Raw genomic sequence first — 14,561 nt, 5'->3', positions numbered from 1 at the left:
CAGGAGTGATTATTTGCAAGATGTATAACGAGACATCCTCGAGCTACATCTTGCGAGTAAATCCCAGGTGGGAAGAGCTCCTGAATCACACCCCGCCTTCAGTTCGGCAGTACCTGATTGCGCTTCTAGAGGATTGGAGATTGACCCTCTCATCCGCCCCGGAAGCGGCAGATCTTAGTTTCACTTCCCTGGACGACGTCTCGGTAGGATACCTTCGAGTAGAGGACTACTATATACCGGACGGAATGGGCCTGGAGAAGCAAGTAGCTCAGTTTTTCAAGGAAATGAAGAACTGGCGCAATGCTTGATCCTGGTCGTTTCCTGGGAAGGATAAGCATGCGAAAGAAGCTTTTGGTAGCTGCCTTGTCAGTCGTGGCAGCCGTTAGCGCAGGAGCACAGACAGCACAGTGGGGTTACGAAGGGAAAATCGGCCCTGAACGTTGGGCAAAACTGGACGCAGCCTATCTCAGCTGCACAAATGGGCATCAACAATCCCCTCTGGATATCCGGGGTGCTAAACCTACCAATCTTCCTCCGCTTGAATTCCACTACATCGCGGGTCCAATCACATTAGTAAACGACGGCCACACCATTACCGGCAAAGTCGAACGAGGTAGCTACTTCCTTGTTGGAGGACACCGCTACGATCTCGTTCAATTCCAGTTTCACCATCCCAGCGAAGAAGCGGTAAAGGGACAGCTAAGCGATCTCGAAGTACAGCTACTTCATAAGGATGCTGAAGGCAAGATGGCAATCGTTTCCGTACGGATGAAAGAAGGCAATCCCAACGTTGTGGTGGCTTCTCTCTGGCCGGATCTGCCCAAGCAGGCAGGCAAATCCATGACGACAACGGCGCTGATTGGAGCAGCTGGTCTGCTTCCTGCGGACCGCGGCTACTGGACCTACGACGGCTCTTTGACCACGCCACCCTGCACGGAAGGGGTGCGCTGGTTTGTCTTCAAGCAAGAGTCGGAAGTTTCCAGAAGCCAGCTTCAAATCATTACGGCGATCTATCCCCGCAACTCCCGGCCGCTGCAACCACCACATGACCGGAAGATTGAAGCATCCCGGTAAGCCATCAATCTTAAATTTCCAGCTGTTAGCTGTCAGCTCCCGAAATGGTAGCTGACAGCTGCTATCGATCAGGAATAACCACTCCTAGTAGGTCTTCGCACCTCATGCTTACTGAAAAATCGCATCCAGAGCTCCATTTTGACCGCAAGAATCGGAGTGTGCGCTTCTCCATCCAAGAGTGAGGATAGGAATGAAGTCCAGGGAGACGAAGATGAATCTGGAGAAAGCCTGGCAGCAGGTGGTCACACGCGATCCCGGAGCAACTTTCTTCTATGCAGTACGCTCCACCGGAGTCTTCTGCCGCCCGATGTGCCCCAGCCGCCGACCACAACAAAAGAACACTCTCTTCTTTCAATCCTCGGCAGAAGCCCGTGTTGCCGGATTCAGGGCTTGTCTGCGCTGCCAACCGGAGAACAGGAACATCGAAGCGGAGCAGGTCGAGCGCCTTTGCCAACACATTCAAAAACATGTGGATCGCAAGATTACGCTAAATGAACTGGGCAGGCTTGCCGGAGCCAGCCCCTTTACCGTCCAACGGCTCTTTCAGCGGGTTCTGGGTACCAGCGCCAGCAACTATCAGCGGGAGCTAAGAGCAGCGCAATTGAAACATCATCTGCAAACCATCCAGTCGACCAGAAACGGAGCTGTAACTGAGGCTATTTACCGATCCGGATATGGTTCCTCCAGCAGAGTCTATGAGGATTCCCGCCTCGGGATGAGCCCAGGAAAGTATCGTGCGGGAGGACGCGGCGAGCAAATCGTCTATAGTGCTGCACGATGTGAGCTGGGATGGATCTTGATCGGGGCTACAGACAGGGGAGTATGTGCTGTCCTGCTCGGAAATTCGGAGAAGGAAGTTCGCGAATCGCTCGAAGCCCAGTTCCCTGCCGCAACCATCACCGAGGATATCTCTCTGAAACAGAAGGTCGATCAGGTACTCGCGCAATGCCGAGAGAATCGCACGGCAAGAGAACTCCCCTTGGACATACGTGGAACGGCTTTTCAACAACGAGTCTGGCAGGCGCTCAGACGTATTCCCAGAGGAGAAACGAGAAGCTACTCTGAAATTGCCCGGCAGATAGGAGCTCCTCGTGCCGTTCGTGCCGTTGCCAGCGCTTGTGCCCACAACCGGCTGGCACTGTTAGTCCCATGCCATCGCGTTATCGCGAGCAATGGAAAACTGGCTGGATATCGTTGGGGATTGGAGCGAAAGCAACAGTTGCTCGAGATGGAACAAACGGGTACACAGGACGAGGCTAGATCACGCCAGAGCTGAAAGAAACATTCGAAATCCGATTGCCAGCAAATCTTTTTGCTCGCAGTTGCGTCCACATACATATCGGTATGTATGGAAAAAGATCAATTATTGGGCTCCTACTTTGGATGGCAATCGGTTCGATAAATCTGACCGCGCAGCAGTCGACTAAGCCGGTCAGGGTATATGACGATCCCAATGCCCCCCAAAACGCTGCTACCCCCTCCACAGCCTCCCCTGTACGTCGGCCAATAGAAGTAATTGCGGCACAAGCTCCCGACAATTCGGAATTGAGCAAAAGGAAGTCTTCCTATCACTTCAAGGTCAACGGAGGGGACTGGCTGGATACCGGGGTCGCAGTTGCAGCCGGAGATCACCTGGAATTTACGGCCGATGGCCAAGTAGACCTCAGCGATGGCCGTAAGGTAAAGGCCGACGGAATCGCCCGAGGATGGCGCGATTTGCTTCGTCAGTTCCCGGTGAATAGTGTCGGCCCCGGAACCCTTATTGGAAGAATCGGGCAGAAAGATGTAGCTGTTCCCTTCGAGATCGGAGTAAAGAAGGCAGTTGACGTGACCCAGTCGGGGCACCTTTATCTGGCAATCAACTCTGCCTCGGATTTGGCCCCTGACGGCACCTACCAGGTCACGATGAAGCTGACCTCCACGAAAAACGCAAAAGCCACGGCTACAACTAACAAGCTTGTAGCCATGCCGGAATTGCAGACAATGCTCTCCCCGGACCTGTTCGCCGATCTCCCTCGTCGGGTCACGGATCAGCAGAGCAATCCGGGGGATATGGTCAATTTTGCAATCGTTGGCACCTCGGATCAGGTAAATAACGCTTTTCAAGCGGCCGGGTGGGTAGCCGTAGATAAATCTCCGGAAGAAGCCATCGTCCACGGACTCCTGGCCACGCTCTCCCATGAAGCGTATGTCCAGATGCCGATGAGTACCCTCTATCTCTTTGGAAGGCCACAGGATTTAAGCTTCGCTCGTGCGGCTCCACTGGAAGTGGCAGCCATCCGTCATCATTTGCGCGTGTGGAAGACCACCAAGACCGTGGACGGAAAACCACTTTGGGTGGGATCGGCAACCCATGACAACGGTTTCGAGAAAGATCAACGAACTGGTGGAGTTACCCACCATATCGATCCCGAAATAGATACCGAGAGGGACTTCATCGAAAAGAGCTTTTCCGCCGCAGGGATGGTTTCTGGAGCCGCTTATGTCCTGCCGGACAATCCATTGCGTACCGCCAAAACAGCAACAGGAGGTGAGTTCCGGTCGGATGGACGGATTGTGGTGATGGTGCTTAAATAAGGGGCACCAGCCCTATGAAAAACGCGCAAGCAGAACTTGCGGCCCACTATGCTGCGATGGACGATAGCCAGCTCCTCGATCTGGCTGCGGAGAGGCATACCCTAACGGAAATTGCCTTTTCTGCACTTGCAGCAGAGATGGAAAAGCGGAATCTGACAATGCCTCTTCCCGAGGGATACGTGGAAGTGGTTCCGCAAAAGCTGGTTACGGTGGAATCGTTCAGAGATCTGGCGGAAGCTTCTATTGCCCGCAGTGTGCTGGAATCTGCAGGCATTCCCGTGTATCTCTCGGAAGAGAATGTAATCCGGATGAATTGGCTGTTTTCCGGTCTCCTCGGCGGCATCAAGCTTCAGGTCTCGGAAGAGGATGCCGAAGCCGCACTGGAGATTCTCTCTCAGCCTCTTCCGGAAAACATCCCTCTCGAAGAGGATCAGAGCTTCTCCCAGCCCAGATGCCCACAATGTGATTCTCTAGAGATCATTCACGGCTCACGCAATACTGGTCTGAAATTAGCGGCCCTCAATGTCGTAGGCCTGCCTCTGCCGCTGCCCAAAGACGCATTACGATGCAACTCTTGCGGATACACATGGAAAGAAGAGACCACCGAATAGGCCGTCTTTCCGGTTCTACGCATTTGCCAAATAGAGAAATCTTGTCAGAAACAACGCCGCTAGCACATACAGAAGCCAGTCTTCTCTCCGAAATCTCCCCGACACAAGATGAAGAATCGCGTAGGAGATAATTCCAAACCCCAGCCCATTCGCGATCGAGTAGGTCAAAGGAATCAGAATTAACGTTAAGAAGGCCGGCAACGCGATGATCGGATCCCGCCAGGGAATCTCGCTGATTGTGGCGAGCATCATGCTGCCCACAAGGATCAACGCCGGAGCAGTAGCAGCCGCAGGAATCATGCCCACCAAGGGCGCAGCAAAGAGTGCTAGCAGGAACAAGGCTCCTGTCGTAATTGCGGTTACTCCGCTACGACCTCCGGCAGCTACACCGGCAGTGGATTCTATATAGCTGGTAACGGTCGAGGTGCCAGCCAGGGAGCCACAAACTGTGGCCGTGGCATCTGCCAACAGAATCTGGTTTAGGCGTGGAATGGAGTTGTCGGGTTCAATCAGTCCAGCCCGCTTTGCAACGGCAACCAGAGTGCCCAAGTTATCGAAGAGGTCCACGAAAAAGAAGACAAAGACAATTTCCAGAACTCCCACATGAAGTGCGGAACGAAGGTCAAGCCGGAAGGCCGTTGCCGTAATCCCGGAAAAGCTATAGGCCAAGGGACTCCAGTGGACCAGACCGAAGCACCAGGCAAGAAGCGTAGTCACCAGCACGCCAATGAGAATCGACCCACGAATTTTTCGAATCTCCAATGCAGCCATCACGACCAGACCACAAAGAGCGAGAATTGGTCCCGGCTGATGCAAATTGCCTAGAGCGACAACGGTCGACGGATGTGCAACCACCAACCCTGAATTTCGCAGGCCAATAAACGCTATAAATAAGCCAATTCCACCGGCCACAGCCGCATAAAGCTCGTGTGGAATGCTGCGCAAGATCAGCTGGCGGATTCCGAAAGCGGTGAGGAGCAAGAACAACACGCCGGAGATGAAAACGGCTCCCAGGGCAGTCTGCCAGGGAACGTGCATGCCAATGCAAACTGTATAGGTGAAATAGGCATTCAGCCCCATCCCCGGGGCAAGAGCAATGGGATAGCGAGCGATAACTCCCATCAAAATACTGCCGAGAGCTGCCGAAAGACAGGTCGCTGCAGTCGCCCCTGCAAGCGGGACTCCAGCCTGGCTCAGAATCGATGGATTGACCAAAACGATATAGGCCATCGTGAGGAAGGTGGTTACGCCGGCCAAAACCTCAGTGCGCCAGTTCGTCCCGAGCCGGCGAAATTCGAAATAGCTTTCCCAATATGCGCGCATGCGTTCTTTCAGTGTAGGAAATTTTCCGGAAAACCCGAAGGATAAAGCACCTTACAAAGGCAGACGAATCTCTTCTCCCTACTTCACAAGAGAAATACGGGTTTGTTGAGAACATCTCTACATTGATCCTTCAAATTCTCAAATTGCACATTTTCTGAGACAATGTGGACTCTCTGTCTGCCAACCTCGCGGCAATAAAGCAGAGGAGAAGGAAGAAATTCAGTTTGGCGCACTGATATATGCATATTGCGGTATTGGATACCGCTTTTCACGAATGAAGCGAGCTAAGGAAATACACAAGTTCCAATAGAGTTAACCGTACAAAGCCAATCTTCACAATATCGCTTGATCACCGAAAGCTTAGCGACTCCCACCTTCAGGCACGCTACATTCGAGTTTCCCTCGAAGATGGACACCTCCGGCTCATCTATCTCTATCACAATCTATCCACCCAAATGAAAACCAGAAATGAACCTATTCCGGAATAGCTCAGGATAGATAGTCTCCTACATCGCAAAATCGAAGCGGGTCATTGAGAGAACACCTGTCACTTGTCGCAGAATGAACCAGACTTTCAGAATCGTTGGTCTCTGCCGATGTCCATTTCATGTTCAGCTAGTTTCAGATTAGTTATCTATTGACGGCTAGAGAGATACAGAGGAAGATACATAAGCAATTCTGTTGGAAATTTCTGCTTGATTCTCCCCCGGGTCAGGCATAAAAGAACAAACAGTCATAGGTGGCTGGGTATTTAAGAAGTGTTGCCCCTCACTTAACCAATTAGCGTTTTCACATGAACGCAAGCTGAGCAACTTCTATCATGCAGGCATTCTTTGGTTCGATGCCGCTTTAGATATGCAGAAAAATGCAGAGATTGTGAAAAGGCCATAGCTACTGCGGTTCTCAACCCGTGCCGAGGTTCGTATCGTGCGTATTCGATTTTCTGCCTTCTTTATCGCCTTGATCTGTCTCTGCCCTTTCTCTGCCTTTGCCTTTGAGCAGTGGCAGCAACCTACTGCGGATGAATTAAAAATGACCTCCGATCCCGCAGTTCCGGATGCGCCAGCCGTATATCTGTACAGAGAAGAAGTTTCGGACGACAGAATGCACATGCATAGTCTGTATGTTCGGATTAAGATCCTGACCGAAAAAGGCAAGTCCTATGCTGATGTGGAAATCCCTTACGAGAGTCACAACTTTGCTATTACAGATGTCCAAGGGAGAACAATCCATAGCGACGGCTCAATTGTGCCCTTCACAGGGAAACCCTATGACAAGCTTTTAGTCAAAAGCAAAACCAAACGTTACTCGGCTAAGGTTTTCTCTATGCCGGCTGTAGAAGTAGGCAGCATTCTGGAATACAAATACAAACTCCGCTATGACGATAATGTATTCCTGAGCCCCGAGTGGGATGTCCAACAGGCGCTCTATGTGCATAAAGCGCATTTCCGTTTTATGCCCGCAAGTACATCGCTTACGCTTGTGAATGAACGTGGCTCCGCAGCTAACTATCTGCTGCACTGGGATAATCTACCCAAGGGCTCGTCTATAAAGAATGTCGGAGATCATTACGAACTGGATGTACATGATATTCCGGCCGAACCGGATGAAGACTTCATGCCTCCGCTCCGCACCTTTAACTATCGCGTCTTTTTCTATTACTCACCTTTCACGAATGGCGTCGAATTCTGGAAGGCCGAGGGCAAATACTGGTCCAAAAAGATGGATCACTTTGCGAATCCTTCAGCGGCACTTGCATCGGCCGCTGCACAAATCACAGCAGGGGCTGACACGCAGGAGAAAAAGCTCTCAAAGCTTTATGACGCTGTCATGGCGTTAGATAACACTGATTTCACACGGAAACAAAGTGAGCAGGAAAGAAAGGCCAACGGCGTCAAGGAGGCGAAGAATGCCGAAGATATCTGGAAGCAGAAACGTGGCAGCTCCGATGAGATAGCGCTACTCTTCCTTGCAATGGTCCGCGCTTCGGGGATGAAAGCTTTCGCCATGCAGGTGGTAAACCGAAATAACGATCTCTTCAACGTCAACATACTAAGTTCCAACCAGCTCGATGACGTACTCGTAATCGTCAATGTAGACGGCAAGGAGCGTTGGTTCGATCCGGGTTCCAAGTTCTGCAAGTTTGGTCAACTTCATTGGAAGCACACCTGGGCAGGAGGCTTAAGACAAACCGATCAGGGCCCGATACTTGGGCCAGCTCCAGAGCCTTCTTATCCCGATAATCAGGAGAGACGTACCGCCATATTAACCATGGATGATTCCGGAGAAATTCACGGAACGGTGATCCTAACCATGGGCGGCAGTATCGCCCTGCGATGGAGACAGACTATTCTGCGTAACGATGAAGAAGAGGCCAGGCAAGATCTGGAAAAAGAATTGAATGAGATCGTTCCAGCCGGACTCAAAGTCACAATCAAGGGTTTCACCAATAAAGACTCTTCTGAGACTCCGTTAATAGCAACCGGAGAGATCAAAGGGAACGCTGGGAGTATGACGCAAACACGGTCATTCTTTCCAATAGAAGTCTTCGAGGCACGAAACGTTTCTTCCTTTGTTAACCAACCCAAACGCCAGTCTCCAATTGACCTGCGCTATCCATATATTGAAGCTGATCAGGTTACAGTCACGCTACCCGCGTCATGGTCGATCGAAAGTGCACCTAAGCCTACAGTGATTCCCTATCCCAACATGGCACAGATGAAACTGGATAGTAAGGTCAGCGGAAATACTGTGATGTTAACCAGAGTCTTCGCCTTGGGAAACACACTATATAAGGCGGAGGAATACGCCGACGTTCACAGCTTTTACGAGAAGGTCAATACTGCAGACCAGCAACAGCTTGTCCTGAAGAGAGTCTCTCAGGCGAAAGGGCAGTAATGATGAAGAGAATCTGCATTTGTCTCTCAATCATGCTGTCCGTCTGCTCGATGCCGATGGTCGGAGCAAGTAAAAATGACTTCCCAGATTGGGCGACTGCAGCATTGCACAATCCAATTCCGGATTCGGGGAAGAATCATCCGGAAACGGCCATTCTTTATAGCGAGCATTTGTTAACCGTCAATCCAGACGGGAAGAGTTCTTTGCGGGAACGTAGTGTCGTAAGGATTCTGCGTCCGCAGGGTAAAACAGATGCAATTTGTATGGCTCTCTACGATGTCGAGCAGAAACTGACATCCATGCGAGGCTGGGTACTTGGCGCCGATGGGAAGCAGTACACGGCGAAAGATGCTGATTTTGCTGATTCCGGCCAGGATGAGGCTCTGCAGTATCACGAATCGAATCGTGTTCGATCCATGCATCCGCCCGCTGCAGATCCGGGAGCGACAATCGCCTGCGAATTCGAGATCAAACTACGTCCCTACATCAACGAAGATATATGGGGCTTTCAGGATTCTGCTCCGGTATCTCAAGCTGTCTATGAAGTCGATCTCCCTGCAGGATGGCAGTATTACTCTGTCTGGAAGAACTTTAGTCCAGTACAACCGACAGAGGTGCAGCCAAACCATTGGAAATGGGAAGTCCGTAATGTTCCTGCTTTGATTTTGAGAGATTTGCCAATGCGACCAGCTTGGCGATCTCTTGCCGGACGCATGTCTGTGCACTATGGGCAATCGCTAGCCTCCGAACCCGATCAGCGTTGGCAACAGATCGCCTTATGGTATGAAGGGCTCGCAGCTCATCGTACAGACCCCTCTCCCGAGATCACAGCAAAAGCTCAAAGCTTAGCCGGAGACGAAAAGGACTTCTTCAGTAAGGTTCAGCGTGTAACCGAAGAAATACAGAAGAACATTCGCTACTTTGTTATTGAGATTGGAATTGGAGGGATTCAGCCCCATTTCGCAAATGATATTTATCGTAATCGCTATGGTGACTGTAAAGATAAGGTCACATTACTGATCTCGATGCTGCAAGCCATTGGTATTCAGGCCAACTATGTGCCTGTAGATACCCACAGAGGTGTTATCGATCCTAAAGTTCCCTCCGTTGCGGGAAACCACATGATCGCAGCAATTGAAATTCCAGAGGGATATAACGATCCTAGATTGCAGGCAGTCGTGAAGGTAGGAACCAAACGGTATCTGATTTTTGACCCTACGGATGCTTTTACTCCCGCTGGGAGTTTGCGTTCCGATCTACAAGGAAGCTATGGACTTCTGGTGAATGGGCAGAATAGTAAGGCCTTCCAATTACCAGTGCTTGCTCCTGAGGCTGACACACTGCAGAGGAAAGGAACCTTCGAACTACTGTCGGATGGAACCCTGAAAGGGCAGGTGCTGGAAACCAGAAAGGGCGATAGTGCAGAGCACTTTCGCTATTTCTATACCAAGGACAATGAACAGGAAAAGAGAGAGAGACTGGAAAGACGCCTCAAGAACGATTTTCCAAGCCTTACCCTGACAAATACCTCAGTAGCACACGTAAAGGAACTGGATCAGCCTGTAGAGGTAAATTACGAATTTGCTGCGAAATCTTACTCCCGGCAGATGGGGGATCTCCTTCTGGTGAGGCCCCGTGTTCTCGGAAGCTATGCCGTCCCTTTCGACGATGAACCGAGAAAGTATCCCATCAATCTAGATGAGACAGGCATTTGGAGCGACAGTTTTGATCTGCGTCTACCGGCCGGCTATTCCGTAGATGAGCTGCCCGCTACGGTAAGTATGGATACGGGCTTCGCAACCTATCACAGCTCAGTAACAGTGAAGGACAACGTCCTCCACTACGAACGGGAATATATCGTCAAACAACTTGAATTGCCCGCCGAGGAGTATCCAAAAGTATCGAAGCTCATGGGCACGATATTAGCGGACGAACAAGCTACAGCAATCCTTAAGAAACAGTAGAGGGCACTTATATTCAAAAGGAAAAGGCCCCGTAGAGCCAGGCTTCTACGGGGCCTTTTCCTTTACTACCTCGAATCTTAATTGAAGTAGGCTGCGTTCTTGGCTGCGAAATCAGCCTTGTCGGCTGGCAGTTCATCGACCGGGAAGATAGCATTCGAGGGGCAGGTTGCTGAGCAATTGCCGCAATCGATGCACTCATCGGGATTGATGAAAAGCTGAGGCACAGTATCCGCACCGGCTTCATCTTTTGCCGGGTGAATTGCATAAGTGGAACAAGCATCAACGCACGCAAAATCTTTGGTGCAAGAGTCCGTAATAACGTAAGGCATGGTACTTTCTCCTGGCTCGGACGGGCGAAATCTCTTGGCAGGCCGTGCCGGCCTGATTGCAAGGTAGCTATTTGTACTGTCTCAGGTCGGTGATTGCTGTCACACGGAGGCTCTTGCGGGCGCACAGATATAACGGATCAAAAAGGTCTGATTATCAGGCGATTTCCCAGATTTTGAAGAAAAGATAACGCGCTTTTTATAGTGCCTGCTTGATAGCTGATTCATTCTAGTTTTGTGAAATCAATCTCTTCGATATTAGAGAGAAACTTAGTTGCAACACGATTCTCACCCATTGCGGTAGCAAGAGCTCTTTCTTTCCCCTTTATGCACTGGAACTGGAAATCGGCAATTCTGAGTGCCATGATCCGATCCATTGCCTATGTGGAAGCAACCGCAAAACATGACTGGCACACTGGATTTCACGCTGTTATTGCAGAAGTTGTTTACGTAGCTTCCACTGCTGGGATCTATTCCGCATTGCAGCAAAAGGCTCTCAATATCCAACCGCGGTGGGTATCAAACTCTCTCATTGTGGTAGGAGTTCCCATTTTGTCCCAATTTGTGGAATATACGATTCATGCAGCAGCTGGAACACCCAACCTAAGAACAGTCACCATGGGCATCATGATCTTCGGACTGATCTCAGCACTGTTCCATCTCCACGTCATGAGAAAGGGAGCGATGCTGGTCGGATGCAAAGGGCGTCCGTTCTCCGAGGATTTGAGAAGGATGCCCTCTCTTCTTGCAGGTTTTTTGGCCACGCCTATTGTCATCATCGTTGGCGCAGCCCGCCGCCAATGGAAAGACGACGAAGCCGCGGCATAACTATCAAACTGGAAGCACCATAGGCAGCAAAATCTATCCCATTCGTAAGGCTGCAATGGGGTCGAGTTTCGATGCCCTCCACGCCGGAAGCAGGCACGCCAGCCATGCAACAAAAATTAACGTAATTGCCACGGCTATAAAGATGGCAAGATCCAGAGGTTTCGTTCCGTACAACAAAGAACTGATGAAACGCGTTGTCCCAATACTGGTTATCAGGCCAAGAACAAGCCCAAACAGAGCAGGACGTATTCCATCCCGCAGCATAAGCGCCATTACATGGTCCCGCTGTGCACCGAGAGCCATCCGAATTCCGACTTCTGTTGTTCGCTGTGCAACCAGATAGGAGAGAACGCCATAGAGGCCGACAGCGGCCAGCACTAACGAGAGAACTGCAAAGGCAGAAACAAGGACAGCATCAAAACTCGCATCTAGTGTTGACTTACCTATGATCTGATCGATTGTCAGTACATCGCTAACCGGCAACATAGGATCCAGCTGTGCAATTACTTTCTGTACAGGAAGCGCAATGGCATCGGGAGATCCATCCGTACGTACAGCCAAGGTAAAGGAACTCTTCAAACCGCCGTAGAAGGGGTAGTAAATTGTAGGATTTGCGGCAGTCCAATAGACCGTCTCACGTGTATCCCTCACAACACCTATGATTTCATTTGGTTGTGCCGACACTCCTGCGGATTCATTGTTGCCATCGACGATGTGTTTTCCAATTGGATCCGTATTTAGGAAAAATGCGTGGACGAAGGCCTGATTCACAATCGCGTAGTGATGACGTTCGAGCCGTTCATTTGGAGTAAAAGTACGCCCACTTTGAATCGGGATCTGTAAAGAAGTAAAGAATCCCGGATCGACATAGCGAACGCTAGCGTCCATGAATTGTCCTTTGGGCAAGGGGGGAAGTTCCGTAATCTCAAAAGCATTATCCTGCCCATGTCCTTGGCCAGGCACCATCGTGCCAATACCGGCCGCACGCACACCAGGCAATTGCCGAAGCCGTGTCAACAAATCGTCAGTAAAGTTGACGACCTTTGCCGGGGTACTATATTCGGCTTCAGGCAGGTTAATCCTCAGGGTAAGGACTCCGCGAGCCGTACACCCCAGATCTACGGAATGCAATTGCCGATAGGTCTTAAGCAATAGTCCCGCTCCAATCAACAGAACCACCGTTAATCCAACTTCCAGGGACAGCAGCAGACGACGTAGCTGCACCCGGATGTGTCCGCTGCTGCTAGCCCGCGAAGATTCCTGCAATACCCGTGCTATGTGCTTGTCCTGCACAGATAAGGACTGAATCACGCCTGCAGCAATTCCAAAAAGAAGCGTGATACCAAACGCAAACGCAAGGACAATCCCGTCCAGATGAATCGCTTCTGCCCGCGGCAAATCGGTTCTCACGTGAATTGCCCACTGAATCGCGCCATAGGCGAAGACAACGCCCAGGATTCCGCCACCCAAGGAAAGCAACAAGCTTTCTGTTGTCTGCTCCCGTACCAGTCGCAAACGGGAGCCACCCAGGGCAGCGCGAATCGCGAATTCGCGGCGACGCACTGTGGCTCTCGCTACCAATAGATTTGCAACATTAAGACACGCAATTAGGAGCAAGCATCCAGTTGCAGCCAGCAACGTATACAAAGTCACCGAGAATTCGTGAGTTTGTGCATTCAAGGCTGAGCGCAGATTCGCAGCATCGAAGACAGGCCCATCGGGGAACTGTTTTCGAATCTGGTTTTGAATGCCACTGACCTCCGCTTCCGCTGCAGACATCTGCACTCCAGGCCTCAGACGGGCAATCACATCGAAGTTGTGTGCATCGTGCGATCGCATGACTTGTATCCACTGCGGAGGGATCTCGTGATACACAGTCGTCCATACTTGAGTTTTCGCATCAGGCCAGTTAAACCACTCCGGAAGAACTCCGATCACGGTATAAGGTCTCGCATTCAGCAGAATCTTCTGGCCAATCACCCCAGATTCGCCACCGAAACGCCGCTTCCAAAAGCCCCAGCTGATCACAACGACGCCATTGGCACCCATGCGATCATCGTCGGAAGAGAAGAAGCGACCCATTACAGGGGTAACACCGAGCGTCTGAAAGACATTCCAAGTGGTGATTTGGCCTTGAAGCTTTTCCGGAAGCGCTCCCGACGCTGAAAACGTATAGTTCTCTGACGTGTAGAGGGCCATCTGAGTAAAGCTCTTTGAAAACCGCTGCCAGTCGGCGAAGTCTCCAGCAGCAACCACTTTGTCATGGGATTTATCGTGGGTGTCGGCTTCAAAGATGCGGACCAGACGCCCGGAATCGGGAAGCGGTAAAGGTTTTAACAGTACCGAGCGGACAATCGTAAATAGCGCGACGTTTGAACCTATACCGATGGCTATGACGAGGATCGTAATGCAGGCAAAACCCGGGGTGCGGGCCAGTGTGCGTATTCCAAAGCGTATATCCCGCATGAGTTGCTCCGCCCAATTCCAGCGCCAGGTTTCTCTCGTTTGCTCCCGCAGAACAGTGGGATTTCCAAAGATGCGATGGGCTGCGTGCCGCGCCTCCGCTGGAGACATTCCGGAAGCTATGTTCTCGGCAATTTGCTGATCAAGATGGAATTGAAGCTCAGCATCCAGGCACTGTGCTTCCCTCCGACGGTGAAACAGCATTTGGAGCTGCATCCGGAACGTCCTCAACCAACGCATATGGTCCTCCCCTTGCACAAACTTCAATGATCTCTCTTGTCCATGGGCCGTGATTTTAGAGCACATTGTGCTTAGCAAGAGATCTTCGTCATACCTTGACTATCTACAACTATATATGTAGATAGTCAAGGTCTTTATGAAAAAGAAAACAGGGGAGACTGTCCCCTGCTCATTTGATTTCATTCATATTTCAGGAATCGGCTATAGCCTTTCCCTCACAAAGAAAAGCCATAGGCGGAGATTGCGCCTACTCCCTA

General features: G+C 50.9%; 12 protein-coding genes. 8 read left to right on the top strand and 4 right to left on the bottom strand.

Annotation, left to right across the window (positions count from 1 at the left end; all coding sequences use genetic code 11):
- The first annotated feature begins 5 nt into the window (after positions 1 to 5).
- The 5 genes from AC6I7T_RS18090 to AC6I7T_RS18070 all read left to right on the top strand — a co-directional run bounded on the left by AC6I7T_RS18090 (position 6) and on the right by AC6I7T_RS18070 (position 4,262).
- Positions 6 to 308: a hypothetical protein gene (locus AC6I7T_RS18090; protein WP_497788824.1), complete on the top strand. Its 303-nt coding sequence runs from the start codon at positions 6 to 8 to the stop codon at positions 306 to 308.
- Positions 309 to 336: 28 nt separating this feature from the next.
- On the top strand, positions 337 to 1,074 hold the full coding sequence (locus tag AC6I7T_RS18085) for a carbonic anhydrase (RefSeq protein WP_497788823.1): 738 nt from the start codon (positions 337 to 339) through the stop codon (positions 1,072 to 1,074).
- A 211-nt stretch (positions 1,075 to 1,285) separates the two neighbouring features.
- Positions 1,286 to 2,350: a bifunctional DNA-binding transcriptional regulator/O6-methylguanine-DNA methyltransferase Ada gene (gene ada, locus AC6I7T_RS18080; RefSeq protein WP_497788822.1), complete on the top strand. Its 1,065-nt coding sequence runs from the start codon at positions 1,286 to 1,288 to the stop codon at positions 2,348 to 2,350.
- A 107-nt stretch (positions 2,351 to 2,457) separates the two neighbouring features.
- On the top strand, positions 2,458 to 3,651 hold the full coding sequence (locus tag AC6I7T_RS18075; protein WP_497788821.1) for an LssY C-terminal domain-containing protein: 1,194 nt from the start codon (positions 2,458 to 2,460) through the stop codon (positions 3,649 to 3,651).
- Positions 3,652 to 3,665: 14 nt separating this feature from the next.
- Complete coding sequence (locus AC6I7T_RS18070) at positions 3,666 to 4,262, top strand: putative signal transducing protein (protein WP_497788820.1); 597 nt, start codon at positions 3,666 to 3,668, stop codon at positions 4,260 to 4,262.
- 15 nt (positions 4,263 to 4,277) lie between these two features.
- Here AC6I7T_RS18070 and AC6I7T_RS18065 read toward each other — a convergent pair whose 3' ends face one another.
- Entirely contained in the window at positions 4,278 to 5,585 is a 1,308-nt protein-coding gene (locus AC6I7T_RS18065) for an NCS2 family permease (RefSeq protein ID WP_497788819.1), read from the bottom strand.
- A 927-nt stretch (positions 5,586 to 6,512) separates the two neighbouring features.
- On the opposite strand from AC6I7T_RS18065, the gene AC6I7T_RS18060 reads away from it, so the two are divergent.
- Positions 6,513 to 8,483 carry a DUF3858 domain-containing protein gene (locus AC6I7T_RS18060; RefSeq protein ID WP_497788818.1) on the top strand — a complete coding sequence of 657 codons (1,971 nt, stop codon included), beginning with the start codon at positions 6,513 to 6,515 and terminating at the stop codon, positions 8,481 to 8,483.
- Entirely contained in the window at positions 8,483 to 10,447 is a 1,965-nt protein-coding gene (locus tag AC6I7T_RS18055; protein ID WP_497788816.1) for a DUF3857 domain-containing transglutaminase family protein, read from the top strand. The genes AC6I7T_RS18060 and AC6I7T_RS18055 overlap by 1 nt, the downstream gene beginning before the upstream one ends.
- A 77-nt stretch (positions 10,448 to 10,524) precedes the next feature.
- Here the strand turns inward: AC6I7T_RS18055 and AC6I7T_RS18050 are convergent, their stop codons facing one another.
- Positions 10,525 to 10,776, bottom strand: coding sequence for a 4Fe-4S dicluster domain-containing protein (locus AC6I7T_RS18050; RefSeq protein WP_497788815.1), 252 nt, complete (start codon positions 10,774 to 10,776; stop codon positions 10,525 to 10,527).
- A gap of 221 nt (positions 10,777 to 10,997) precedes the next feature.
- Positions 10,998 to 11,138, bottom strand: a complete 141-nt coding sequence (locus AC6I7T_RS18045; RefSeq protein WP_497788814.1) for a hypothetical protein — start codon at positions 11,136 to 11,138, stop codon at positions 10,998 to 11,000.
- Between AC6I7T_RS18045 and AC6I7T_RS18040 the strand changes: the two genes are divergently transcribed.
- On the top strand, positions 11,137 to 11,601 hold the full coding sequence (locus tag AC6I7T_RS18040) for a hypothetical protein (RefSeq protein WP_497788813.1): 465 nt from the start codon (positions 11,137 to 11,139) through the stop codon (positions 11,599 to 11,601). The two genes, AC6I7T_RS18045 and AC6I7T_RS18040, sit on opposite strands and share 2 nt — an antisense overlap.
- A 33-nt stretch (positions 11,602 to 11,634) precedes the next feature.
- On the opposite strand, the gene AC6I7T_RS18035 is transcribed toward AC6I7T_RS18040, so the two are convergent.
- The gene (locus AC6I7T_RS18035; protein ID WP_497788811.1) at positions 11,635 to 14,304 is read right to left on the bottom strand and encodes an ABC transporter permease; all 2,670 of its coding nucleotides are present in this window, start codon (positions 14,302 to 14,304) and stop codon (positions 11,635 to 11,637) included.
- Between the last annotated feature and the right edge of the window lie 257 nt (positions 14,305 to 14,561).

It is taken from the genome of Humiphilus diazotrophicus (assembly GCF_059726315.1).
Note: the sequence above shows the minus strand (reverse complement) of the source record. Positions and strands in the feature narration are given on the sequence as shown.